Origin of the sequence: Desertibacillus haloalkaliphilus (assembly GCF_019039105.1) — a bacterium.
Classification (GTDB): Bacteria; Bacillota; Bacilli; order Bacillales; family KJ1-10-99; genus Desertibacillus; species Desertibacillus haloalkaliphilus.
The window spans coordinates 68,027-90,856 of the sequence record NZ_JAHPIV010000012.1; the positions used below are offsets into that span (position 1 = coordinate 68,027).

At 39.4% G+C, this 22,830-nt stretch carries 22 protein-coding genes; 13 read left to right on the plus strand and 9 right to left on the minus strand.

The window, feature by feature from the left end; all coding sequences use genetic code 11:
• Nucleotides 1-2,337: 2,337 nt before the first annotated feature.
• From KH400_RS14275 to KH400_RS14300, 5 genes are all read left to right on the plus strand, one after another.
• Entirely contained in the window at nucleotides 2,338-2,637 is a 300-nt protein-coding gene (locus tag KH400_RS14275) for an EscU/YscU/HrcU family type III secretion system export apparatus switch protein (protein WP_217225631.1), read from the plus strand.
• A 51-nt stretch (nucleotides 2,638-2,688) separates the two neighbouring features.
• Nucleotides 2,689-3,111: a flagellar export chaperone FliS gene (fliS, locus tag KH400_RS14280; protein WP_217225634.1), complete on the plus strand. Its 423-nt coding sequence runs from the start codon at nucleotides 2,689-2,691 to the stop codon at nucleotides 3,109-3,111.
• A 21-nt stretch (nucleotides 3,112-3,132) separates the two neighbouring features.
• Entirely contained in the window at nucleotides 3,133-5,472 is a 2,340-nt protein-coding gene (locus KH400_RS26420; RefSeq protein ID WP_312889196.1) for a flagellin N-terminal helical domain-containing protein, read from the plus strand.
• Nucleotides 5,473-5,565: 93 nt separating this feature from the next.
• Nucleotides 5,566-5,793 carry a hypothetical protein gene (locus KH400_RS14295; protein ID WP_217225636.1) on the plus strand — a complete coding sequence of 76 codons (228 nt, stop codon included), beginning with the start codon at nucleotides 5,566-5,568 and terminating at the stop codon, nucleotides 5,791-5,793.
• 156 nt (nucleotides 5,794-5,949) lie between these two features.
• Entirely contained in the window at nucleotides 5,950-6,387 is a 438-nt protein-coding gene (locus KH400_RS14300) for a YaaR family protein (RefSeq protein ID WP_217225638.1), read from the plus strand.
• A 65-nt stretch (nucleotides 6,388-6,452) separates the two neighbouring features.
• On the opposite strand, the gene KH400_RS26425 is transcribed toward KH400_RS14300, so the two are convergent.
• The 4 genes from KH400_RS26425 to cbpB all read right to left on the minus strand — a co-directional run bounded on the left by KH400_RS26425 (nucleotide 6,453) and on the right by cbpB (nucleotide 10,161).
• Nucleotides 6,453-7,061 (minus strand): type II CAAX endopeptidase family protein, encoded by a 609-nt coding sequence (locus KH400_RS26425; protein WP_217225640.1) that lies wholly within the window; start codon nucleotides 7,059-7,061, stop codon nucleotides 6,453-6,455.
• Between the two features lie 15 nt (nucleotides 7,062-7,076).
• Nucleotides 7,077-8,324, minus strand: a complete 1,248-nt coding sequence (locus tag KH400_RS14310; protein WP_217225642.1) for a DUF4236 domain-containing protein — start codon at nucleotides 8,322-8,324, stop codon at nucleotides 7,077-7,079.
• A 199-nt stretch (nucleotides 8,325-8,523) separates the two neighbouring features.
• On the minus strand, nucleotides 8,524-9,540 hold the full coding sequence (namA, locus tag KH400_RS14315; protein ID WP_217225644.1) for an NADPH dehydrogenase NamA: 1,017 nt from the start codon (nucleotides 9,538-9,540) through the stop codon (nucleotides 8,524-8,526).
• 174 nt (nucleotides 9,541-9,714) lie between these two features.
• The gene (cbpB, locus tag KH400_RS14320; RefSeq protein WP_438821119.1) at nucleotides 9,715-10,161 is read right to left on the minus strand and encodes a cyclic-di-AMP-binding protein CbpB; all 447 of its coding nucleotides are present in this window, start codon (nucleotides 10,159-10,161) and stop codon (nucleotides 9,715-9,717) included.
• Nucleotides 10,162-10,430: 269 nt separating this feature from the next.
• On the opposite strand from cbpB, the gene KH400_RS14325 reads away from it, so the two are divergent.
• The 7 genes from KH400_RS14325 (at nucleotide 10,431) to cysC (ending at nucleotide 15,728) form a co-directional block, all read left to right on the plus strand.
• Nucleotides 10,431-10,676, plus strand: a complete 246-nt coding sequence (locus KH400_RS14325) for a hypothetical protein (protein WP_217225648.1) — start codon at nucleotides 10,431-10,433, stop codon at nucleotides 10,674-10,676.
• An 88-nt stretch (nucleotides 10,677-10,764) separates the two neighbouring features.
• Complete coding sequence (locus tag KH400_RS14330; protein WP_217225650.1) at nucleotides 10,765-11,535, plus strand: DUF4097 family beta strand repeat-containing protein; 771 nt, start codon at nucleotides 10,765-10,767, stop codon at nucleotides 11,533-11,535.
• A 224-nt stretch (nucleotides 11,536-11,759) separates the two neighbouring features.
• Entirely contained in the window at nucleotides 11,760-11,897 is a 138-nt protein-coding gene (locus KH400_RS14335; RefSeq protein WP_217225652.1) for a YezD family protein, read from the plus strand.
• A gap of 134 nt (nucleotides 11,898-12,031) precedes the next feature.
• Nucleotides 12,032-12,745: a phosphoadenylyl-sulfate reductase gene (locus KH400_RS14340; protein WP_217225654.1), complete on the plus strand. Its 714-nt coding sequence runs from the start codon at nucleotides 12,032-12,034 to the stop codon at nucleotides 12,743-12,745.
• A gap of 29 nt (nucleotides 12,746-12,774) precedes the next feature.
• Entirely contained in the window at nucleotides 12,775-13,917 is a 1,143-nt protein-coding gene (gene sat, locus KH400_RS14345; RefSeq protein ID WP_217225656.1) for a sulfate adenylyltransferase, read from the plus strand.
• Between the two features lie 58 nt (nucleotides 13,918-13,975).
• Entirely contained in the window at nucleotides 13,976-15,055 is a 1,080-nt protein-coding gene (gene cysP, locus KH400_RS14350) for a sulfate permease (RefSeq protein WP_217225659.1), read from the plus strand.
• 70 nt (nucleotides 15,056-15,125) lie between these two features.
• A complete protein-coding gene (gene cysC / locus KH400_RS14355) occupies nucleotides 15,126-15,728 on the plus strand; it encodes an adenylyl-sulfate kinase (protein WP_217225661.1) in 603 nt (200 codons plus the stop codon).
• Nucleotides 15,729-15,780: 52 nt separating this feature from the next.
• Here cysC and KH400_RS14360 read toward each other — a convergent pair whose 3' ends face one another.
• The 5 genes from KH400_RS14360 to KH400_RS14380 all read right to left on the minus strand — a co-directional run bounded on the left by KH400_RS14360 (nucleotide 15,781) and on the right by KH400_RS14380 (nucleotide 20,448).
• Complete coding sequence (locus KH400_RS14360) at nucleotides 15,781-17,580, minus strand: S8 family peptidase (protein ID WP_217225663.1); 1,800 nt, start codon at nucleotides 17,578-17,580, stop codon at nucleotides 15,781-15,783.
• A gap of 109 nt (nucleotides 17,581-17,689) precedes the next feature.
• Nucleotides 17,690-18,250, minus strand: coding sequence for a GNAT family N-acetyltransferase (locus KH400_RS14365; RefSeq protein WP_217225665.1), 561 nt, complete (start codon nucleotides 18,248-18,250; stop codon nucleotides 17,690-17,692).
• A gap of 14 nt (nucleotides 18,251-18,264) precedes the next feature.
• The gene (locus KH400_RS14370; protein WP_312889198.1) at nucleotides 18,265-19,062 is read right to left on the minus strand and encodes a divergent polysaccharide deacetylase family protein; all 798 of its coding nucleotides are present in this window, start codon (nucleotides 19,060-19,062) and stop codon (nucleotides 18,265-18,267) included.
• A gap of 45 nt (nucleotides 19,063-19,107) precedes the next feature.
• Entirely contained in the window at nucleotides 19,108-20,013 is a 906-nt protein-coding gene (locus KH400_RS14375; protein ID WP_217225667.1) for an NAD(P)/FAD-dependent oxidoreductase, read from the minus strand.
• 126 nt (nucleotides 20,014-20,139) lie between these two features.
• Nucleotides 20,140-20,448, minus strand: coding sequence for a MerR family transcriptional regulator (locus KH400_RS14380; protein WP_217225669.1), 309 nt, complete (start codon nucleotides 20,446-20,448; stop codon nucleotides 20,140-20,142).
• Nucleotides 20,449-20,705: 257 nt separating this feature from the next.
• Here KH400_RS14380 and KH400_RS14385 point away from each other — a divergent pair, with 257 nt between their 5' ends.
• Nucleotides 20,706-22,823, plus strand: a complete 2,118-nt coding sequence (locus KH400_RS14385; RefSeq protein WP_246589630.1) for a sensor domain-containing protein — start codon at nucleotides 20,706-20,708, stop codon at nucleotides 22,821-22,823.
• The last annotated feature ends 7 nt before the right edge of the window (nucleotides 22,824-22,830 follow it).

Genomic DNA, 22,830 nt, shown 5'->3' on the forward strand with positions numbered 1-22,830 from the left:
AGTTGAGCCAAGAGTCACGGAAGCTCGTCCGAGTGAGGTAGTTCGCAGTGTGAGAGAACAAGTCCAGCGCGAGCCGAATCTTCAGCGAGCGATGAATCAAGTGCGCGAGCAAGTAGTAAACAACCCACGAGTGAGTCAAGAAGTATCGCAACAGGTAGACCGAGCCATGAATGAAGCCCGAGAGCTTCAGCAACGCGGTCAAGAGAGTGCTGGTCGCGAGCGAATGACGCAAGCGTTAAGTCAGGTAGAGCGAGATCTAGGTCGAGTAGAAGCTCGCCAAGTTGAGCCAAGAGTCACGGAAGCTCGTCCGAGTGAGGTAGTTCGCAGTGTGAGAGAACAAGTCCAGCGCGAGCCGAACCTACAACGAGCAATTGAGCAAGTTCGTAATGAAGTAATAAACAACCCCAACATTGATCGTGAAACAGCAAAACAAGTAGAACGTTCAGTAAATGAAGCACGACACTTACAACAAATAGGTCGGGATCGTTTAGCACAAGAGCTAAGCCGTATTGAACGTGACCTATCACGAAGTGAAAATGGGCATAATCATAGAGTCATTTCGGAGAACAGTCGGTTACGTACTAGTGAAGTGGTTAGCCAAACCCGTGAGCAGGTACAGCGTGAGCCGAATCTCCAACGAGCGCATGAACAAATAAGAAATCAAGTTATTCATAACCACTCCATTGATCGAGCTGCCACAGAGAGTCTTGAACGACTTATGACACAGTCAAAACAACTAGAACAAGTCGGCCGAGAGCGCCTGACCCAAACGTTAAATAGTGTAGAAAATGATCTAGGTCGTCAGGAAAACCAAGTGCGCCAAGAGAATATCGCTACCTCTGAGGGACGACCATCTGAACTACGATTAAGTGAAGCGATTCGAAATGCCATAACTCAACTCCAACGTGAACCGAACGTGCAACGAGTGTTAGAACAGGTACGAGCCGACGTCGTAAACCATTCGCAAACCAACGAGGAAACTGCTAAGCGTTTGGAACGTACAACAGCCGAAGCTGCGCAATTGCATGCACAGGGTCGTGAACTTGCAGCAAGGGAACAAATGATGCAAGCATTAACAAAGGCCGAACAACAAGCTGTTACCCAAGAACGTGTGCAGCCTTCTGAGGTACGCCCATTGGCTGAAGCACGCCAATATACAGAGAATGAGCAATTTCAAAATATCCAATTGAACAGTAAAGATATCGCTGTAACAACTGTCACTCAAAAACTGGCCCAAGCAACAGCAGATTTTAAAGGCATGCAACGTGATATCACGAGAAACTTAGATACAGTGGACCGCCTTATACAGCAATTTAAAAAGCAAGCGAATGTACAAGTTAAGCCAATACTTGAAACAACGATTAAAAAACTAGACAATGCAATCTTAAAGAGTGAAATGATGCTGCTGACTGATATGAAGACAGAAAAAAGTTTAATGCAAGCAAGCAGCCAATTAGCAGAAGCTAAAAAATTACTTAATCGAGGAAATTATCATGAGGCTAATCGTATTGTTCGAGAGGTAAAAACACTTGTTGAGCGTTTGAACTTTCAGCCATCCGAAACAAAGGTGAAACACTATGTTGCTAGTGAGAGACAAAATCAAGAAAGTCGAGCACCTTCCCAAAACTTATTGCAACAATTTAATGATACAGCGAAAGCAGTTACACAAGAACCTACTGCTAGGCAAGCTTTTGAAATGGTACGTGGATTAGGACTGAACCGTGATAGCGAAATTGGGCAAATGTTAGCATTTGGTCGTGAACAAAATGATCAAGAGGCTAATCAGCGAAATTTGAAGTCGATTCTGATGCAGCTTGCACGTGGTGAAGAGGGAGAAAGTAGAGTTTCACAGCAAGCGAATCAGGCGTTAAATAATGTAACAGGACAACAACTGCTTAGTAAATCCGATAGCGGTGGAAACTTACAAAGTATGTTTATGAATTTACCATTTTTATTGGAAGAAAAAGTTGAGAATTTACAAGTGTATGTCAATTCGAGAAATGAAGGACAGCAAGTTGATTGGGAAAATTGCAGCCTCTACTTTTTAATTGAAACACCGAAGTTAGGGGAAGTTGGTATCATGCTCTCAGCATCTGAGCGAAACCTTTCTGTAACATTAAAAAATGACGAAGCTTCATTTAAAGAGAAGATGGAACCGTTTGTTGAAAATTGCGTTGAGACACTTAGTGAAGTTGGCTATAACATCAATGGGATTGAATTCAAAAAAATGAATACTGCTGAACAGAGTAAACAAGTAGATCAACGTCGAGAAGGTACCACAAACGAATCAGAGACCCAATCGGCAATTTTTACAGAGAAAGGATTCGACTTTAAAATATGATTATTTCGAAACATTTTAACCATAAACAAAGACGAAGTGTAAACGGCCCATCTGCAGCTGTCATTCGCTATGACGAAGATCAGGGGGGAGCTCCTAAAGTTGTTGCACAAGGAAAGGGGCAAGTTGCTAATCAAATTATGGCACTTGCAGAAGAAAATAATATACACATGCAAGAAGATCCAATGCTAGTTGAAAATTTATTGGATATGGATCTTGGAGAGAATGTGCCACCACAGCTATATCAAGTTATTGCAGAAATTTTATTATTAATTGAAGAAATGGAGAAAAACTATTAAACAATCAAAAAATATGTCCGATAAAAAAGATAGAAGGATGGTGGTGTAAAAATGAGTCAGTTTATCACGAAAGAATTGCTATACAAGAAAACTCCACAAGAAATTACAGCACTCTTATATGAAGCGTGCTTAGAAAACTTATACACCGCAAAAGATGCAATTAATGCAAAGGAATATATAGATGCCAATAAAAGCCTCCAAAAAGCGAATGATATTTTGCATCGCTTAGGTGGTGGACTTAATTATGACGCAGGAATCATTTCAGATCAATTAGATGCACTATATAACTACATGGCAGATAAAATTATTGAAGCAAATCTTCATAAGAAAGTAGAGCCGCTTGAAGAAACAATTAAGCTACTAACTGAAATTATTGACGCTTGGAAACAGGCGATGGATAAAAAGGTTGACAATCAACCAAAAATGATGAGACAAAAAGCTTCAGCATACGAACAAAATGTAATGTATGAATAATACAAAGGGAGATCGATGACCGTGAAAATTAATAACAATATTCAAGCATTAAACGCTTACCGAAACTTAAACCAAAACCAATTTAACACGTCAAAAAGCTTAGAAAAATTATCATCTGGGCTACGCATTAACCGCGCTGCTGATGATGCCGCAGGTCTAGCAATTTCAGAGAAAATGCGCTCACAAATCCGAGGTCTTCAACAAGCTGAGCGTAATGCGCTTGATAGTATTTCTCTTATTCAAACGGCTGAAGGAGCACTACAAGAAACGCATAGTATTTTGCAGCGTATGAGAGAATTAGCAGTCCAAGCAAGTAATGACACAAACACTCCCGAAGATCGTGAGCAAATTCAAAAAGAAATTGATCAATTAGCAACAGAAGTGAACCGTATCGGTAATTCAACTGAATTCAATAGCAAAAAGTTATTAAATGATACAGTTTCTAATAGTTTTGGTGAAAAGGAAATTGATCAAAATACTATAGTTCCAGGAACAACAATAAACAATATAAATCTAGACTCTAACAGTAATTTACCAGAGGGTTCCTATACCCTTGATGTAAATGAAGTGATTACAAAATCAAGCGTAGAAAATGTAGCTGGAGCTGGGATTAATACTGTTAATATTGAGGAAGATGTGAATCTTGAAGAAGGTAATTACAGTATTGAAGTGAGTGCTAATCAACTCGCTAAAACTGTAGCTGATCCTAATTTGGCAGACTCTATAGAGGATATTGAGTTAGCTGCTAATTCAGATTTACCAAATGACGAACATACAATTTCAGTATCTCGTGAAGATTCTGTAACCAATGTTGAAAATGATGGAACTGGAATTTCAAGCGTGTCTATCAATAATAATGCAAACTTGTCGGCTGCGGAAGGTTATTCCATTGAAACAGTTAAAACAATTAATAACATATCTGATGGAAGCCCTGTAACTGATTTAACTATCACTAACGAAAGCTTTAATTATGCTGGTGAGGACCTGACTCTACAGTATGCGGAAACAGAAGACGGTTCGGGTATTTTTGAAGTAACTTTATATGCTAGAGATGGTGTAACACCTCTTTCTGATCCTGTTACGTTAGATAATAATACACAGACATATAAATTTTATTCAGGTAGCGAAGAGATTGGCCTAGAGTTTAATACGATTCAAGATATTAACCAGCAATTAAGCAATGCTCCTGAACCTGAAACTACATTTGACGTGGATTATAAACTAAACCTTAGAGATGCAGAAAATAACTTATTAGACACACAGACTGTAGCAGCGGGTGATACAGAAGGTACGGTAGAGTTTACTTATGATAATGCTACATTTACTGTTGAGCATGGTGGTAACCAGTCAAATGATGATGGAGAAATTCCTACAGGTGCTCTAACTGTTGGAACGACAACATTTGACATCGAGAACACATTAACAGCTAAACTTAATGATGAATCTTCAGTGAATTTTACTGCTGGTGAATCAGTTAGTCTTGGTAACGGTGTTACAATAAATACAAATGATGATATTTCAAGTTATGTACCTGGAATTACTAATTCTACATTTACAGTTGGAGAAGAGAATTCATATGTTGCCACATTAAAGAGTGAAAACGGAGAAGAAGTAACAGGGGTTCAACAAGTTGTAGTAGATAATGATGGTAACTTTAATTTTGGAAATGGTGTTACTTTTACAACAGGTAATGTTTCTGCAGGCTCGTATGAATTTGGAGTACTAGATTCAAAGAGTTATAATGCAGTATTAAACATGGGTCTAAGTCAACAATCGGAACTAAAAGGTATTGAGCCTGACAGTCTGTTAGATTTCGGAAATGGCCTTAAAGCACAAATCGGTTCACTTGAAAGTGATACAGCAAGTTTCAATATCATGGGTTCACTTACTGATCGATCTTTAGAAATGCAAATTGGTGCTAATGAAGGTCAGTCACTTGCTGTTTCAATTAATGATATGCGTGCCGAGGCACTAGGGATTACTAGTAAAACGGCCGGAAATGGATTTTCTAATAAAATGAATGTTTCTAATGGTACAGATAATGAATTAAAAGAATATGCCGTAGATGTTACAACTGCTGAAAACGCAAGTAAGGCGATTTCGACATTTGATGAAGCGATACAAAGAGTATCTGAAGAGCGTTCAAACCTTGGTGCCATTCAAAACCGTTTAGAACATACAGTTTCAAATTTAACTAACACACGTGAAAACCTTACATCTGCCGAATCTCGTATCCGTGATGCTGATATGGCACTAGAGATGACAGAGTTTACGAAGAATAATATTTTGAACCAGTCAGCACAAGCGATGCTCGCGCAAGCGAACCAATTGCCGCAAGGTGTGTTACAATTATTACAATAATAGTAAGAGCATAAAGAGGTTAGGTCAGTGGATCTACCTCTTTTTCCTTACTCTTTACATAATTTCTACATATCTAGTAAAGGAAGTGGGACAATGATAGATGATAAAAAGTTTTTTGAGGAGCAGGTTGAATGGATTAGTTACCGAATTCGTGTTCTTAACACGATTGAAGCGAAGCTAAAAGAGATGCGCACGTTAGCGGAGTATGCTCGTGATCAGCAACCTGACCGAGAGGATATAGCACTGATTCAAGATAAAATCAATAAACTGCACCGTGAAATTGAAGCGCTTGACCAAGAGCACCATAAGATTGTCCATTAAGTAGAAGGATTTCCTTTAATCAATTCTTACTTCTTGCTAGCTCTTATGCTACTATAAAAGGGTGAGAAGAAGCGAATACGCTACTAGCAGTTGTTAACGAAGCTGCGAGTAGGTCTAGGATAAATTATCATAAATAAGGTAAAAGGCGGGAAGGCAATGGATGTTCAAAAGGTCGGTAGGGCTGGTTTAAGCCGTGCAGAATCAAAGAAAAGTGAACCGTCAGCGTCAGTGTCATTTTCTGAGGTAATGGGAAAACAACGCAATGAAAAAGCGTATGAAAAGCTTAATCAGTTAATGCAAAAAATAGATGATCAAGGGAAAACATTATCTGAATCACGTACCGTTGAGGATTTACGGAAGTATAAGCAGCTAGTCAAAGAGTTTATGGAAGATGCGGTGCAACTGGGGTTGAGCCTTGAAGAGCGTCGTGGATTCAACCGTCGTGGTCGTACGAAGGTATATAAAATTGTTCAAGAAGTAGACCGGAAATTGCTTGATTTAACCGATGCAGTCCTTGCTAAACAGAAAAAAGGGCTTGAGATCCTCGATATGGTCGGAGAGATTAAAGGTCTACTTGTCAATATCTATGCCTAACATAGCTGGGTGTGATCGTCTCACACTCAGCTATTTGCTTGTTTGGTGTCGCTGTAATGTACGAATTATAACAATGGAAATAACACAAGTAAAAAGAGGTCAAAAATAAGGTGAGAAAAAATACATAACCAAATATTTCGTTTCCATAGATAGAGCGTTGACCAAAGAAGTCCAGCAAGAACAGTTGCGACGAGTAATAAAAGACTCCCCGCATAAATGTTGGCACTTGCATAAAGTAATGACGCGCCAATGACTGCATATATAGGCTTGACCCCATGTCTAATTAATCGTTTTAACACAAATCCACGCCAAAATAATTCTTCACCCGGGATGACAATGGTAAATAACAGTAAGTAATGCCACCATTCGATTGGCTGGATCATAGCATATAGTGCTTCTAGCTGGTCGAGCAGTGGTACATCTGTTACAACAATGAGCCACTTGCCAAGGGCATATAAGCTATACAATCCAATTCCTGTCATTGTCCCTATCCAAATCATTTCCCAATGGTTGGCTCTTGTCTCCATCGTTTCATTTGTGAGTGCATATAGGCTAAGGACGAGCAGTGATAGAGGAAATAGTACCCAAAATTCAAAAGGGCGGATTGTGAAACTAAGCCATAATAAAACGTGTGCTAAAAAGATGGCGATTATAAATGATACTCGGATGTACACGGTTCAGATTCCTTTCTATTCACGAAACGTACTGGGATCATAAGGATCAATGGCTTTAAAAATATACGTTTTCGTTGCATTTAGACGGGGTTGGAAATTTTCAAAGGCCGCAATGGGGTGAATAGCTTCAAAATTAAGCGAATAAAATGGTTCTCTTTCAACAACAAGGCTATAAATATACTCATCTTCAACATGTCCCGTTGCTTCGTTAAGGTGTTGGGTATAGCCAGAAATAATGATTTGTTGACAGTCTGGCAAGAGCGAAAATACAAATGAGCAGAGAGAAAGAGCGGTCCCACCTACCATTATGGCATAATGTTCTCTCGTTTCTCGTTGCGATTTATTTTTAACTTTTAATTTTCCTGATTTTAAAATCGTCGCTTTTGTGAGTGGGATATCTTTCATCTCGGGTAAATCAACATCAAGGTAGATCGTATCTTTTGTCAATACTGAAAATGAGATATTAGTTTCTAGCGGAAAGTCGACCTCTGCTAAATGTAGCTCTAGCCATTCCTCAATTGCGTTTACATCACCTTCAGCGACTTGGGCTAGCTGCTGTTTACGGTGTTCATTTTCAGTCGTGGCGTCGCTAACGAGTTGTTCGTATTCATCGCTTGCTTTAGCAAACAACTTTTCCGCTTCATGTTGAATCTCTTCCTCAAAATCTTTTCGTTTAGAGGGCAGGAACAGGCTGAGTTTTGCAAGTGTTGATAGGCTCTTTTCTTTTTGTTGGCGAACTTTATCTACAAACGCCTGCTTTTTGGGTTGATCAAGGTCAAGCGCTGTTTCTTCATCGATAACTTGATAAACTTGTTCATACGTTCGCTCAGGAAATGGCTGCTTGTGCAGACCAAGTAAGCGATCGGTTTGGGCATTAATTTCTGCTTCTTTTTGTTGGTATAGTGCTTGGATCTCATTGGCAAATTGTTTTTTTAATTGGCGCTCGAGTGATGCTGGAAGTGCCTCGCCTTGTTCATCAATAAAGGATATAGAATGTGTGTCCTTACGATAGACGAGTTGAATATCCCCAAGGTCAGTAGCCGGAGCTTTGGTTGTAGTTTTTGAAGAGTGAGCTCCTTGTTTGTTTAATTTTGTCCGGTAGGAGATACCAGTTCCAGGAATCCCAACATTACCATATAAGCCTTGTCTACCGAGTGAAACTGATGCCCCGCGACGTCCAAACGAGGTACTAACGCCTCGTTTACTAAAATTTAATCGCACACCAGGAGCAACTTTCACTCGTTTTTGAAAACGAAAACTCAATGAACCTCGCCTCCTTTTTTGGTTGGAGTATGTAATCTATGTTTGTTCGGTATTAGTGTATCACAAAGTTGGAAATGGAATGAGTGATTGAGGGGCTAGATTTAAGATAAGACGATCCTAAATGGGGAATACCCCCTTCCTAAGATCGTCTAGTGGGTTGTTCATAATCTGCAATTATAATTGTAAGTTTTTTACTCAATTACCAACCGCGCTCATATTGAGTTGGAGCAGGTAATTCTACACCGAGCTCTATTGCCGCAGTTCTTGGCCAATAAGGGTCTCTTAGTAACTCTCTAGCAAGGAAAACAAGATCTGCTCGTTCATTTTGTAAAATCTCTTGAGCTTGAATCCCAGTTGTAATTAAACCGACTGCTCCTGATGCAATTGCCGCTTGATGTTTGATTGTTTCTGCAAAACGGACTTGATAGCCGGGATAAGGCTCGATTCGTACAGGGACAACTCCACCAGAACTACAATCGATGAGGTCTACCCCCTGTTCTTTCATTTGTTTTGCGTATTCTACAAACGTTTCAAGTGGGGTCCCGTTCTCGTGATATTCAGAAGCTGAAATGCGAACGAACAATGGACCGTCCCATTCTTGTTTCACAGCCTCAATTGTTTCTTCTAAGAAGCGATAGCGATTTCGCTCATTTCCGCCATATTCATCTTCGCGTTGGTTTGTTAATGGTGATAAAAACTCACTGATTAAATACCCGTGTGCGCCATGAATTTCAATGATATCGAAGCCTGCTTGTTTTGCTCGTCTAGCACCATCGGCAAATGCTTTAATGGTTTCTTTGATTTGAGCTGTCGTCATTTCCTCAGGAGTTCTCATTTTTCCATTGTAGGCAATCGCTGATGGGGCAATGATTGGACCAGCGACGGTTGCTTTTCTGCCGGCGTGGGCTATTTGAATCGCAGCTTTTGATCCTTGTTCATGGATCTGTTCAACTAATTGTTTAAAACCCTCAATGTGCTCATCGCTCCAAATTCCAAGGTCTTCAGCTGAAATTCTTCCTTGTGGTGTAACGGCTGAGGCTTCAATCATGAGCAATCCTACTTGGCCAACGGCACGACTGATATAGTGGGTGAAATGCCAAGGTGTTAGTTTTCCGTCTTGGTTTTTTGCAGAATACATGCACATTGGTGACATCACAATCCGATTTTTTAACGTAACATCCTTGATTGTATATGGAGAAAAAAGTTGATTTGCCATCGTTTCGTCCCCCTAGGTTAAAAATTACTTAAATCTTCCAGTGTTATTCTATCATATAGGAGAAGCGATGAACAAAGGCTTGCCTTTTGAAGTTAGACAAAGGGCTGACCGCGAAAGATTGCATGAACTTTAACGGTCAGCCTGAAAACTGAGTATGGTATGACAATGACATGATTACGATTCATTGGCTTTTCTTAAATAACGGTTGACGAGGGCAAGGATCGAACGGCGGGTCAAAATTCCCATAAATGACTCATCATCATCTAGTATACAAACAAATGGATGATTGATTGATAGGGTTAAAGCACGGGCAAACGTCTCATTTTTATTCATACGAGGAATTTTCGAATCCATCACATCCTCAACGTTGCTTTGATTTAGACGTTCGAGTTCAATTCGCTCAAGGCCAAGGATTGAATCAAGAATTAATGCTTTACTTATTTGACCATGAAGTTTATAGGAGGAGTCTAATACAGGAATGGCTGAGTAGCCGGACTTAATTAAGACGAGCAAAGCATGTTCCAGTGGATTTCCTAACTGAACATGAGCAACTTTATCTAGTGGTATAACCAACTCTTTAATTTCATTATTCATAATGTTACTATTCTTTAGGTTTTGCATCATAGAATTCGCATCACTTTCTTTCTTAATAATTTTAAACGAACGTACACAAACTTTCTTAATTTTATACTATGGATAAATCCTATTTTTGTCAAGGTCTAAAAGAAAGCGCTTACAAAAATGTGACTATTGGAGGGTTAGATAAAATCATTATCGAATAAATGCTTCTGTATTATGTTGCTGTTAGTAATAAGATATTAATCCTTTCATTATAAATTCCATAATACTTGCCAATGATATAAGTAAAAAGAACTGAATTAGGTGACCTTATGCATACAAAACAGACGGTGAAGTATCGGTGTGAACAATATCCATCTGGTAATTGTTATTACTATAAACAAGAGATCATTACACATGATTCGTGGAATAACCTTGATTCATTGAGTTGGTCAAGGCCACGCCCCATTTCGAAACGTACGTTTTTTCAAAGAGAAAAACAGGGCTATCGTGTTGAATATAAATTTATTAATAAACAACCAGCGACTGTTCATTCTATATCTTCTGATTTCCGTTAGAGTCGTAAAAAAGCGTTTTACTTGTAACCATGATAGGCTTGTGGTATAGTAAATCAGATTATTAAACTGTATACAAAGGAAGGTCAAGATGAAACAGTTAAAGCTCACAGTTTTACTCGTTGGAGCGTTCGTGTTAAGTGCATGTAATTTAGTAACGGTTGAAGAGGAAAAACAGTTGTCTCTTGCATCGGAAGGTATTGAGTTACTCTCGCTAGATCTTGATGAGGGAGATGTTGAAGTTATTGGTGAAAGTGCTCGTGAGCAAATAGATGTAATTGCATTGGTGACGGCTGTAGCAGAAACTGAAGAAGAAGCGATTGATTTCAAAGATGTAAATACTGAAATTACACTAGAAAATGAAGATGGTACAGCCTATTTAAGAACAAGAGTGAATAGTCGGTCGGATACAGCGACAGAAGCACGGATTCATGTTACAGTGTTTGTCCCAGAAACATTGGATATTGATATGAAAAAAGATGCTGGTTATAGTGAAATGTCTAACATAGCAGGTCATGTTGCAATTAATGATGGTGTTGGAGATATTTCCTTGCGCGAAGTAACGGGCGATGTGACGATTACAGATGGAGAAGGTGCGATTGATATTCAACAGGTTTCAGGTCATATGACCATTCACACGAACCAAGGTCGCTTAACCATTGAAGAGGTTACTGGTGACCTTACAATTATTGCAGGGTCTGGTGATGTTTATGTAAGAGCTGTTGATGGTTCCGTTTCTGTTAGAAGTGGTGCCGGTGATATCGATATTGATGATGTGTCTCACGATGTGAAAATTTTGGAAAACAGTAATGGTGAAGTGCGAATTGAGAATATCGAGGGTAGTGTCATTGAAAACGAATAATAGCGTAAAAGCAGGTTCAGTATAGCTGAACCTGTTTTTATTTATAAAAAAATTATTCCGACCTGAAAACTATGTGTTGACTTTTCGTTACCAAGGAATTACAATACTATTAAACTTATAAAACTGAGTGATTTACAAGGGATTAACCCGTTGGCCCTAATAAAAGCTAAACTACATAGACCTATATCAGCTATACTGAATGATAGTAAAGAGGGGGAAATGGGATGAGTCGTCAAGAAGATCAGGTGTTTTCTGAGGTGAAGAAGTTACTTCAAGATCTTAAATTTGGATCCGTTACACTGATTGTTCAGGATGGTAAGGTAATCCAGATTGAAAAAAATGAAAAGGTTCGTTTGAAATAAGTAAATATGTTAGACGTGCTGACTAGAAAACTAGAGGCGACGTTTTAATTAGTAGGTACCTGTCTAATTAAGCGTCGTTTTTTGTTTTTAACTAATCATTTGAACACATGTAGTTGAGAAACGGGGGAGATTCAATGAGAAGTGCAAGCTATGAAACATTGAAACAAGAAGACTACCAATACTTAAATCAGCAGCACTTAGCGAGAAAGGATTCACTTGATGTCTTGAAATGGGCATATGATACGTTTGAAGAAGATCTCGTCTATGCATGTAGCTTTGGTGCCGAGGGGATGGTCTTGATCGATCTAATCAGTAAAGTTCGTAAAGATGCAAAGATCGTCTTTTTAGATACGAACTTACATTTTAAAGAAACATATGAACTCATTGAGCGTGTAAAACAGAAATACCCAACATTACAAATTGAACTGTTACAACCGGAGTTAACCCTTAAAGAGCAAGCAGAGCAGCATGGTGAAAAGCTTTGGAAAACGAATCCAGATCAATGCTGTAACATTCGAAAACTTCAGCCACTTGAAAAGATGTTAGGGCAGCACAGTGCATGGATCTCTGGATTACGTCGAGAGCAATCACCGACACGTCAAAATACTGAGTTTGTCAATAAGGATAATCGATTTCATTCAATTAAAATTTGCCCACTTATTCATTGGACGTGGGAAGAAGTTTGGATGTATATCAAACTTCATCAACTTCCGTACAATGAACTTCACGATCAAAACTATCCGAGTATTGGCTGTGAAAATTGCACATTGCCTGTCACGGATGGTGGAGATAGTCGTGAAGGACGATGGGCCAACAGTAACAAAACAGAGTGTGGATTACATCAATAATTAAAATTTAGATAAAGGAGTCGGTCAAAATGAGTTTAAGTCAACCACATGGAGGAAAGTTAGTTAATCGAATTGATTTGGAGCTTGATTATTCTCACATTACTAAGGAAGTCGAATTAGACAATTTTGCATTATCAGATCTTGAATTAATTGCAATTGGTGCTTTTAGTCCGATTACAGGCTTTTTAGGTGAAAAAGATTATACATCCGTTGTTGAATCAATGAAGCTAGCAAGTGGTGAAGTTTGGAGTATTCCAATCACATTGCCTGTAACAGAAGAAAAGGCAGGCGAGTTGAAAATTGGTGATGAAGTAAAGCTTATTCAAAACGGTGTTGTTTACGGTGTCTTACAAGTAACTGAAAAGTATGTTCCTAATAAACAGCGTGAAGCCGAAAAGGTATACCAAACGACAGACCTTGAACACCCAGGGGTAAAAAAACTATTTGAACGACCGAACACGTACCTTGCTGGACCAATTACACTCGTTAATCGTCCGGAAAAAACTTTTTCAGAGTTTCATCTTGATCCAGTTGAAACACGTGAACAGTTTGAAAAGCGTGGCTGGAAGCGTGTTGTTGGCTTCCAAACGAGAAACCCTGTTCACCGCGCTCATGAATACATTCAAAAATCAGCACTTGAAATCGTTGATGGTTTATTCTTAAACCCGCTTGTAGGTGAGACAAAATCAGATGATATTGCTGCTGAAGTTCGCATGGAGAGTTATCAGGTTTTACTTAAAAAGTATTATCCTGAAAACCGTGTCTTTTTAGCGGTCTTCCCAGCTGCGATGCGTTATGCAGGACCGAGAGAAGCGATCTTCCATGCTATGGTACGTAAAAATTACGGGTGCACTCATTTTATTGTTGGTCGCGACCATGCTGGTGTGGGTGATTATTATGGCACGTACGATGCACAGCTGATTTTTAGTAACTTTACTGAAGACGAATTAGGGATTACACCATTATTCTTTGAACACAGCTTCTACTGCAAGAAGTGCGGAAATATGGGATCGGCAAAAACATGCCCGCACGGTAAAGAAGATCATGTCATTTTATCAGGAACAAAGGTACGAGAAATGTTACGAAATGGAGTAACCCCACCACCAGAATTTAGTCGTCCGGAAGTGGTTGAAGTGTTAATTCGTGGGATGAAAGAGAAAGTTCAATCGTAACTAGTTAGAGGTTGGAAAGGGTGATGGTGATGAGAGTATATAAACCAGTGAGCAAGCAATGACGTTAACTTACATCGCATTCGCGGTAGCATTCTTCTTCGCATTAAATATAGGAGCAAGTGGAACAGCGGCTGCCATGGGTCCTGCATATGGAAGTGGTGCCGTCAAAAACAAACGAATTGCGATGTGTATCGTCGGTGTAGGTGCATTTTTAGGTGCTCTTGCTGGTGGTGAAGTCGTTCGTACAATTGGTTCTGGAATTATTCCTGAATCTATCGTTGAAGTGAACTTAGTTGTCATCATCCTTTCTGCTGCTTGTTTAACTCTTTTTATTGCAAATATTATTGGGATCCCGTTGTCGACGAGTGAAGTGGTTGTAGGTGCGATTGTAGGTGCTGGGATTGCTTATAATGCACTTTATCTTGAAACGTTGCTTGTGATTGTTTCATTTTGGGTTATTATTCCTTTTGTAGCGTTTTCGCTTTCATTTGTTTTTGGAAAAGTAATTCAACATGCTGAAAAGAAGTGGCCCCAGCTAAAAGGAAAAGGGAAATGGGGGCGTTGGCTTGCAATGCTTCTCATTATTACGGGATTTCTCGAAGCATTTGCTGCAGGGATGAATAATGTTGCTAATGCGGTCGGCCCACTTGTTGGTGCTGGGTTATTAGATGTAACGACAGCCGTCTGGTTTGGTGGTGCATTTGTTGCATTAGGTGCATTGCTTTTAGGAGGCCGTGTACTCGAAACGAACGGGAAGCGAATTACAAAACTGTCTTTGTTACAGGGAAGTGCAGTTTCTGCAACAGGTGGAACACTAGTCATCTTCTCTTCATTATTTGGCATACCAGTGCCACTAACCCAAGTAACCACATCGGGTATACTAGGTATAGGTACAGCTGATAATGGCTTTAAACTGTGGCAAAAAGATGTAATCAAGCGCATTATTAAAGTTTGGGTCGTGTCGCCAGTATTTTCTTTGGTGGTCTCGTACGGTCTAATTTTACTTTTTCTACAGTCAGACTTCTACACATTGATCGTTATTGTAAGTGTCTTTATCGCAACCGTGGGATCGATTAGTTTACTTTCTGCAACAAGAAAAGAAAAAAGTACGATTCATGATCAAGGTGGCGGGATTTAAGTGTTTTTATTCTTATTATTAAAGATAGATATCATCTAATGTCTTAAAAAATGGAAAGCAGGTGAAGGATATGAGTCAAAAGGTAGAAAACATCGTTTGGCATGAAAGTACGGTGACAAAAGAGGATCGTCAAAAGTCCAACAATCATAAAAGCTGTATTCTTTGGTTTACGGGATTGTCCGGTTCTGGTAAATCAACATTAGCCAACGCAGTAGAACATAAATTATATGAATTGGATAAGAAGACCTTTGTATTAGATGGCGATAATGTACGCCATGGACTCAATAAAGGGTTAGGCTTTAGTGCTGATGATCGCCGTGAGAATATTCGCCGTATCGGAGAGGTCTCTAAGTTATTTGTTGATGCCGGTGTCATTACATTAACGGCGTTTATCTCACCATTTAAAGAGGATCGAGATCAAGTGAGAGAAATCGTTGAGGATGGCGAATTTATTGAAGTTTTCGTAAAATGTTCATTAGAAGAATGTGAAAGTCGTGATCCAAAAGGCCTTTATCAAAAAGCAAGAGCTGGTGAAATTCCCGAATTTACTGGGATCAGTTCTCCTTACGAGGAACCAGAAAAGCCTGAGCTCGTCATTGAATCCGATCAACTATCTATTGAGGAATCTGTAAATAAAGTTATCGATTACTTAAAGGGACAGTCGATTATCTAAATGCAAAAACCCTATCTGAATTCAACAGATAGGGTTTTTTATTGGTGTTTATTCACTCATTTAAAAGTCGGTCAAGTGCTTTAGCTACATTGATTTCTCCGTATCCATAATAAGGATCAAGTCCTTTTGGCCCTAAATCTTCGGATGTTTCTCGGATTAATTGATAGACTTCGCTGTTCGTTAGCTCTGGTTGAATTGATCGAATGAGCCCTGCGAGACCTGCAACATGTGGAGCAGCCATTGATGTTCCAGACATAATCACATAGTTATTATTTGGAAAGGTGCTCGGAATATGCTCGCCTGGAGCGGTGACATCGACATGGTGTCCGTAGTTGGAAAACAACGCACGGTCCCTGTTATGGTCAACTGCAGCAACCGTTAAAACCTCTTCATATTCAGACGGATACATCGGATCATCAACATTATCATTCCCAGAAGCTGCAATTAAGACGACGTCATTTCGGTCTGCATAGCGGATGGCATCGTGTAAAATAAATGAATCGTAATAATCACCAAGACTCATATTAATGACCTTTGCACCTTGATTCGTTGCCCAACGAATTCCCCGTGCAACTTCAAACGATGTTCCTTCTCCGTCGTCATCCAACACTTTGACCGGTAAGATCGGGTTATTCCATGATACACCAGCAATTCCATTGATATTGTTTGTGATTGCGGCTGCAATTCCAGCGACATGAGTCCCATGACCATGGCTATCATAATAATCAGAAGACCCATCAAATGAATTATATCCGTCGAGAACTTTCTCTTTTAAATCTTGATGATCTGGGTCAACTCCTGTATCTAAAATCGCAATGATGACATCCTCATCACCGATTGACATATCCCAGCCTTCCTCCGCTTGAATTTGTGAGAGGTTCCACTGGTGAGTTGCAAAGAACTCATCATTCGGTAACGGAGAGGAGTGACGTCGATAACTAGAGGCTGTTCCTTGTTTTGAAATGACATAGTTTGGTTCAACAAATTCGATAGCTTCATCAGCTGATAATAGCTCAATTAAATCAGCAGTTGATTTTGTTTCATCACGTAAAACAAGGTAAGGATCGCTATCTTTTTTGATGGTTATAGTTGATTGAGCGTTAATCCATTGTTTTACTTCTGTTTCATCATTAAACTTTACGACCGCTTCGTGCTCTTGATAATCCCGTTCCTTGTCAGTCTCCTCGTCATCGGATGCCACGACTATTTGCCAATCGAGTTCTGGAACAGATTGTGCTGTGACGTGATGTTTTCGGTCCTTCCCATCTTCTATATCGACCTCTGGGTCACCATTTGAAATGAAAAAGTTCCCATTAGCATCGGCGACAGAAGCCATATCATTAATAAATGTTCTAACAAATGAAAGGTCAACTTCACCTGCGACCCAACCATTTGTATCTTTTTGTTGTGCCATGAGGAAATACTGATGCCCATCGTACTCATAAGGGTCTGAGTAGACAATGTCTTGGTCGGCATCGTCGATTAACTCTTTCAGTCTAGATGTAGAGATCTGACCGATCGCTACATCTACTTGATCGTTTTTGGTAACGGCAAAAGAATGGAAGTGGGGATGTTCATAAAGTTCGTCCTCAAATTCTTTTTGTAAGGAAGGTTCACTTAAGTCCCTTTCTGCCCATTCTTGCAGTTGTTCTGATAAGTGAGTAATAAATAGTGATGTTGTCATCGCTAAATCATCAGCCAAGACTTGGTCCATGACTGAGCCATCGAGTGGCTCGGGTTGCGATTGATTTGTTGCTCGTTGCTGATTCCCCCCATCTCCCCAAAAGGGGGCAGCAATCAAGAATAGCAAAATGGCTCCGATAAAAAAAGCGTATGGATTTAGTTTGCTCATAACTTCCTCCTACATTGACTACAGTTTTCATTTATATTGAATCGGTCATTACAATCCATATGAAGGTTAAAATGAGAGTTTTCAGTTTGGTCATAATCGCTAAAAAGGATTAGTATGAATCGTTTAAAAAACGAGCCATAAAAATTTCATCATCAAACGAACCATTAATGATGACTTGCTCTCTTTGGACCCCTTCCTCAATAAAACCATATTTTTTGTAAAGTTTTGTTGCAACGGCATTTCGGGCAAAGACAGTTAAGCAAATTTTATGAAGTTGATTTTGCTGCCCCCACTGAATTGAATATTCCATAACACGGGAGCCTATCCCCTTTCCTTGAGCATCTTTTCTTAGCCATGTGCGGAAAATGCCCGTATGGGATTTCATTTTTAATTCGCCACGAATAATTCTGGCAATGCCCATGACTTCGCCATTAACTTCAATTACGGTGTACATATTGTTTTTTTTGATCATATCTTCAATAAATTGTTTCTCTTCTGAAACAGTGCGGACAGCTTCCTTTTGTAAATACGTACCTTCTGCAATGATTTCTTTCACCCCATCAACAATTGCCTGTGCATCATCCACTGAAGCGGGTCTTAAGATTACTCGCGTGCGATCTTTTGCTTCGAACGACATAATGAGTTGTTTTGAATGTTCTTTAACAAACATTTAGGTTCCCTCCTTTAATTCTGCCAAAACTTATCAGGATTTTTGTCAATCGACGATTTTAACAAATGAGAAACTGGAACGATTTCAACCTGTTTTTCTTGAAATTGAGTCGCCGATTGTTTGACTCCTTTGACTGTTTCAGTCCCGCGTATACCGACATGCCCAATTCCAATGGCGCTCCCTTTCTTTTGAGCAACCTTCGCTAGTTTCTTCATTTGCTTATTTACATGCGAATGTGATGAATGTGTATCGTCTAAAAAAACATCTCGCATTGCCCATGGAACCCCAAGTTCTTCAGCTAGTTTCGGAATCACTGTGTTTCCGCTCGTGCCACTGTCGATAAAATAGAGGTTGTGTTCTTTAGCAACTTCTAGTATGGCACGCATAATGTCTTCGTCTTCTACAATTCGTGATCCCATATGATTGTTAATACCTTTAACATGGGGGATCGATTCAATGGCAGCTTCAACTCGCTTTTTAATTTCCTCAATCGGTAGATCTGCAGTGATTGGATTCGGTCCAAGCCACGAACTTTTGCCTTTTTTAGGTTGAAGAGGGAGGTGAAGCATAACCTCTAACCCTTTTTCGTGTGCAAGCTCCGCCTGTACTTCTGACTCCGCTAAAAAAGGCATGATGGCCACTGTAATGGGGATATCAGATTCAAAAAATTCATCAACTCCTTTAACATCGCCACCGAAGTCATCAATAATAATTGCTGCTTTAGCAACTTCTTTTGCATGGGCGTAATTAATGGAACCAAGAGAGACGATTGATGCAGAAATGAATAAGAATAGTAGTAGCTTTTTCATCATCTTAACCACCTAATTGTTTAAAGATTTTGTTGTTTTGATACTGGATTATCGACCTTGTAATAGACGCTTATGAATCCAAATCGCAGCTTGTGCTCCGTCACCCATGGCAACAGATAGTAACTGCGAATGGGCAACGACATCACCAACAGCCCATACATCAGGTATGTTGGTTTGCTTCGTACGAGGGTTAACATTAATATGTTTATTTTCTAGCCTTTCTACTCCAATACGTTTGGCAAGGCCTGAATTTACTTGATTGTTTCCCATTGCAAGAAATGCATGAAAAGCCTCGATTTTCTCACCGTTTACTAACGTAATTCCTGTAAATTGTGATTGATCTTTCGTATGAACATCTTTGACTTCTTCATTTATGATTGTAATATTTTCTTTTGCAAGTTTGTTCACAACCTCATCTGGCACATTTATTTTTTCGTGATTCACAAATGTAATCTCATCGCTCCAATAACGAAGAGCACGTGAGAGGTTCGCACCAGCTTTCCCTGAACCGATTACAATCGTTTTTTTCTGTTTAATTTCATATCCGTCACAATCAGGACAAATATAGACACTGTGGCCGAGACAGGGGAGTAGTGCCGGCAAATCTGGGAGTCGTTCCGTGATACCTGTTGCAAATAAGAGGGTTTTTCCTTTCGGACAAATTGTGTCGTCTTGTAGGGTGATGGCAAACCCTTGCTGATCTTTTTTTATATCAATCGCTTTGTCATTGATAAAGTGAACACCGAATTGCTTGGCTTGCTTTTGTCCGGTAGAACGAAAGTGATCACCACTAACACCGTCGGGCCAACCTAATAAGTTATGGTAATTTCGACAAAGACTCGAACGACCGCCTCCAGCATCAATCACTGCAATGGAGTGATCATACCTGCCTAATTGAATCGCTGCTTGTAAGCCCGCAATACCACCACCAATAATTAAGCAATCATATGTCATCACGTAACCGTCCTTTCCATACTGCACTTTTTCTTGCTACGGTTAGCTTTCCAAAAATGAGAATTAAATATAATAAAATAAAAAGCACTACATGACATCTCTGAATTGCCATGTAGTGCTTTTTTACTATTTTCTTATATTAAAGGCGGCGTTTAACTGTCCGCGGATCATACGGTCACGCACATCTTTCTTCTTGAGTTGCTTTTGTTCCATCCGTCTGATTTCATAGGTTTGCATTCCATCTTCCATTTTGTTGGCAATATCTACCAACCGTTCAACATCCATGAAAGAAAATTTACGTGTGCCACCTTGTGTACGCTCAGGATAGATCAGTTTTCGCTCCTCATAATAGCGAATTTTTCGTTCAGATAGTCCTGTTAATTCGCTAACAACCCCAATGGTAATAACTTTCTTTTCTTTATAAGACTTTGCCACAAGTGTATACACTCCTCTCAATTTTTGGAAAGTTGTGATTGTTATTTATACTATACCATATCAGAATAGGTGGAAAAGCTTTCTTTGTTAGATTTCCTAACATAGTTTCTGGAGAAAGTTGTTAGCCGTTAGAAAAGAGAGTTAAGTTCTTCATATTTGAATGATGCCTGGCTATGTAAATGTAGACAAAAAAAGGGTAAAATAGCTATATATGATCACCAAGCGATTGCATTACAGTTTTGAAAGAAGGATGAACTATGGCTAACAATAATTTTGATCAATTAAACAATTTACTAGCGCATCATACAAATGAGTATTGTCAGTATATGTGGGAAGATGTAGAGGTTTTGCGTGCTTTAGTCCAATCGTCACCGGTAGCGATTGTGGTTCTAGATAAAGATGGAAAGTTGATCTTACTAAATTATGGGGCTGAATCGATGTTTGGGTGGCATGAAGACGAAATCATCGGAAAACTCCATCCGTCGTTTTATGGTTGCGAGGGAGAAACACGTCCAATTGTTGAGAGGCTTCAGAAGGGTGAGGTTATTGCGAGTGAAGATGCTATTCTACCCAAAAAGTCAGGTCTAATGATTGATGTCAGTGTATCTGGTGTGCAGCTTTTTGATCAAAAGCAGGAACTTATCGGTTTTTTATTGATCTTAAAGGATCAAACGATTCGTAAAAAGGCAGAGAATGAGTTGCAAAGTACACTCAAAGAGCTAAAAGACATTAAATTTGCCCTTGATCAATCATCCATTGTCGCGATTACTGATCCGCAAGGGAGGATAAGGTATATCAATGATAAGTTTACTGAAATTTCGGGTTATTCTCGAGAAGAGCTATTAGGTAGGGACCATCGTATTGTTAACTCTGGTTATCACTCGAAACAATTTTTTCGCCAGATGTGGCGTACGATTGGAAATGGGGATGTTTGGCAAGGGGAAGTGAAAAACCAAGCCAAGGATGGGAGCTATTATTGGATGCACACAACGATTGTTCCCTTTTTGGATTCCAATGGCAAACCATATCAATATGTATCCATTCGTACGGATGTCACTGAACGAAAAAAAGTAGAAGAACGAGCCCATTATCTAGCTTACTATGATGAGTTAACAAAATTGCCAAATCAACTGGCATTTCGTGAGCAGTTAGCAACGGCTTTACAGGAAGCAACAGCAAACCAAGAACGTTTAGCGGTTTTATCGATTGATTTAGATCGGTTCAAAATGATTAATGATTCATTGGGGCGCAGATACGGAGATTTAATGTTACAGGCGGTTGCGCAACGAATCCATGCTTGCTTACGAGCTGACGATATGATTGCACGTGTAGGTGGGGATGAATTTCTAATTTATTTACGCGACGCAAATGAGGAAACGATTCGGGTGATTGCAACGAAGGTTTTGAAAGCCTTAGATAAGGGCATTTGTATAGAACGAAGTGAGAACTATACGACCTGTAGTATTGGAATAAGTATTTTTCCAGATGATGGTCAAACGATTGATGAGCTCACTCAAAAAGCTGATATCGCGATTAATCAAGTGAAAAAACAAGGGAAAAATAATTATCAGTTCTTTCAATCGATCATGGACCGAGAGGTAACTCGTCAAGTTATGATTGAAAAAAACTTACGTAAAGCATTAGAAAACGAAGAGTTTTCACTAGTGTACCAGCCGAAGTTGAATTTAATGACGTCAGAGATTAATGGAATGGAGGCACTTCTTCGTTGGGAGAATGACCACTTAGGCTCTGTCTCACCGGGGGAGTTCATACCGGTCGCTGAAGAGACTGGTATGATTTGTGAAATTGGCGAGTGGGTCTTACGTACCGCGTGTGAACAAAACAAAGCCTGGCAAAAGCAAGGGTATAAGCCAATATGTGTGTCTGTTAATTTATCGGTAAGACAGTTTCAACAACCAGATCTCGTTGATATGATTGCTGGTGTTTTAAAAGATACAGAGTTGGACCCGCATTATTTAGAATTAGAAATTACAGAAAATATTGCGATGCATCAAAAGAAGTATGTAAATCAAAAGCTAAATGCGATTCGTAATCTCGGTGTCCATCTATCTATTGATGATTTTGGGACAGGCTATTCATCACTTAGTTATTTGAAAGATTACCCAGTAGATACATTGAAAATCGATAAATCATTTATCGATGAAATAGCAAGTAGTGGTGATGCTTCTATTGTGCGGGCGATTATCGCGATGGGGCACAGCTTAGGACTGAATGTGATAGCAGAAGGTGTTGAAGTCGAGGAGCAATTATCGTATTTAAAGGAGCATTTATGTCATCAAATTCAAGGGTATTTCCTAAGTAAGCCATTAACTAGTAAAGATTTTGAAACTCGAGTCTTAAAGGACATCAACTAAACATTTA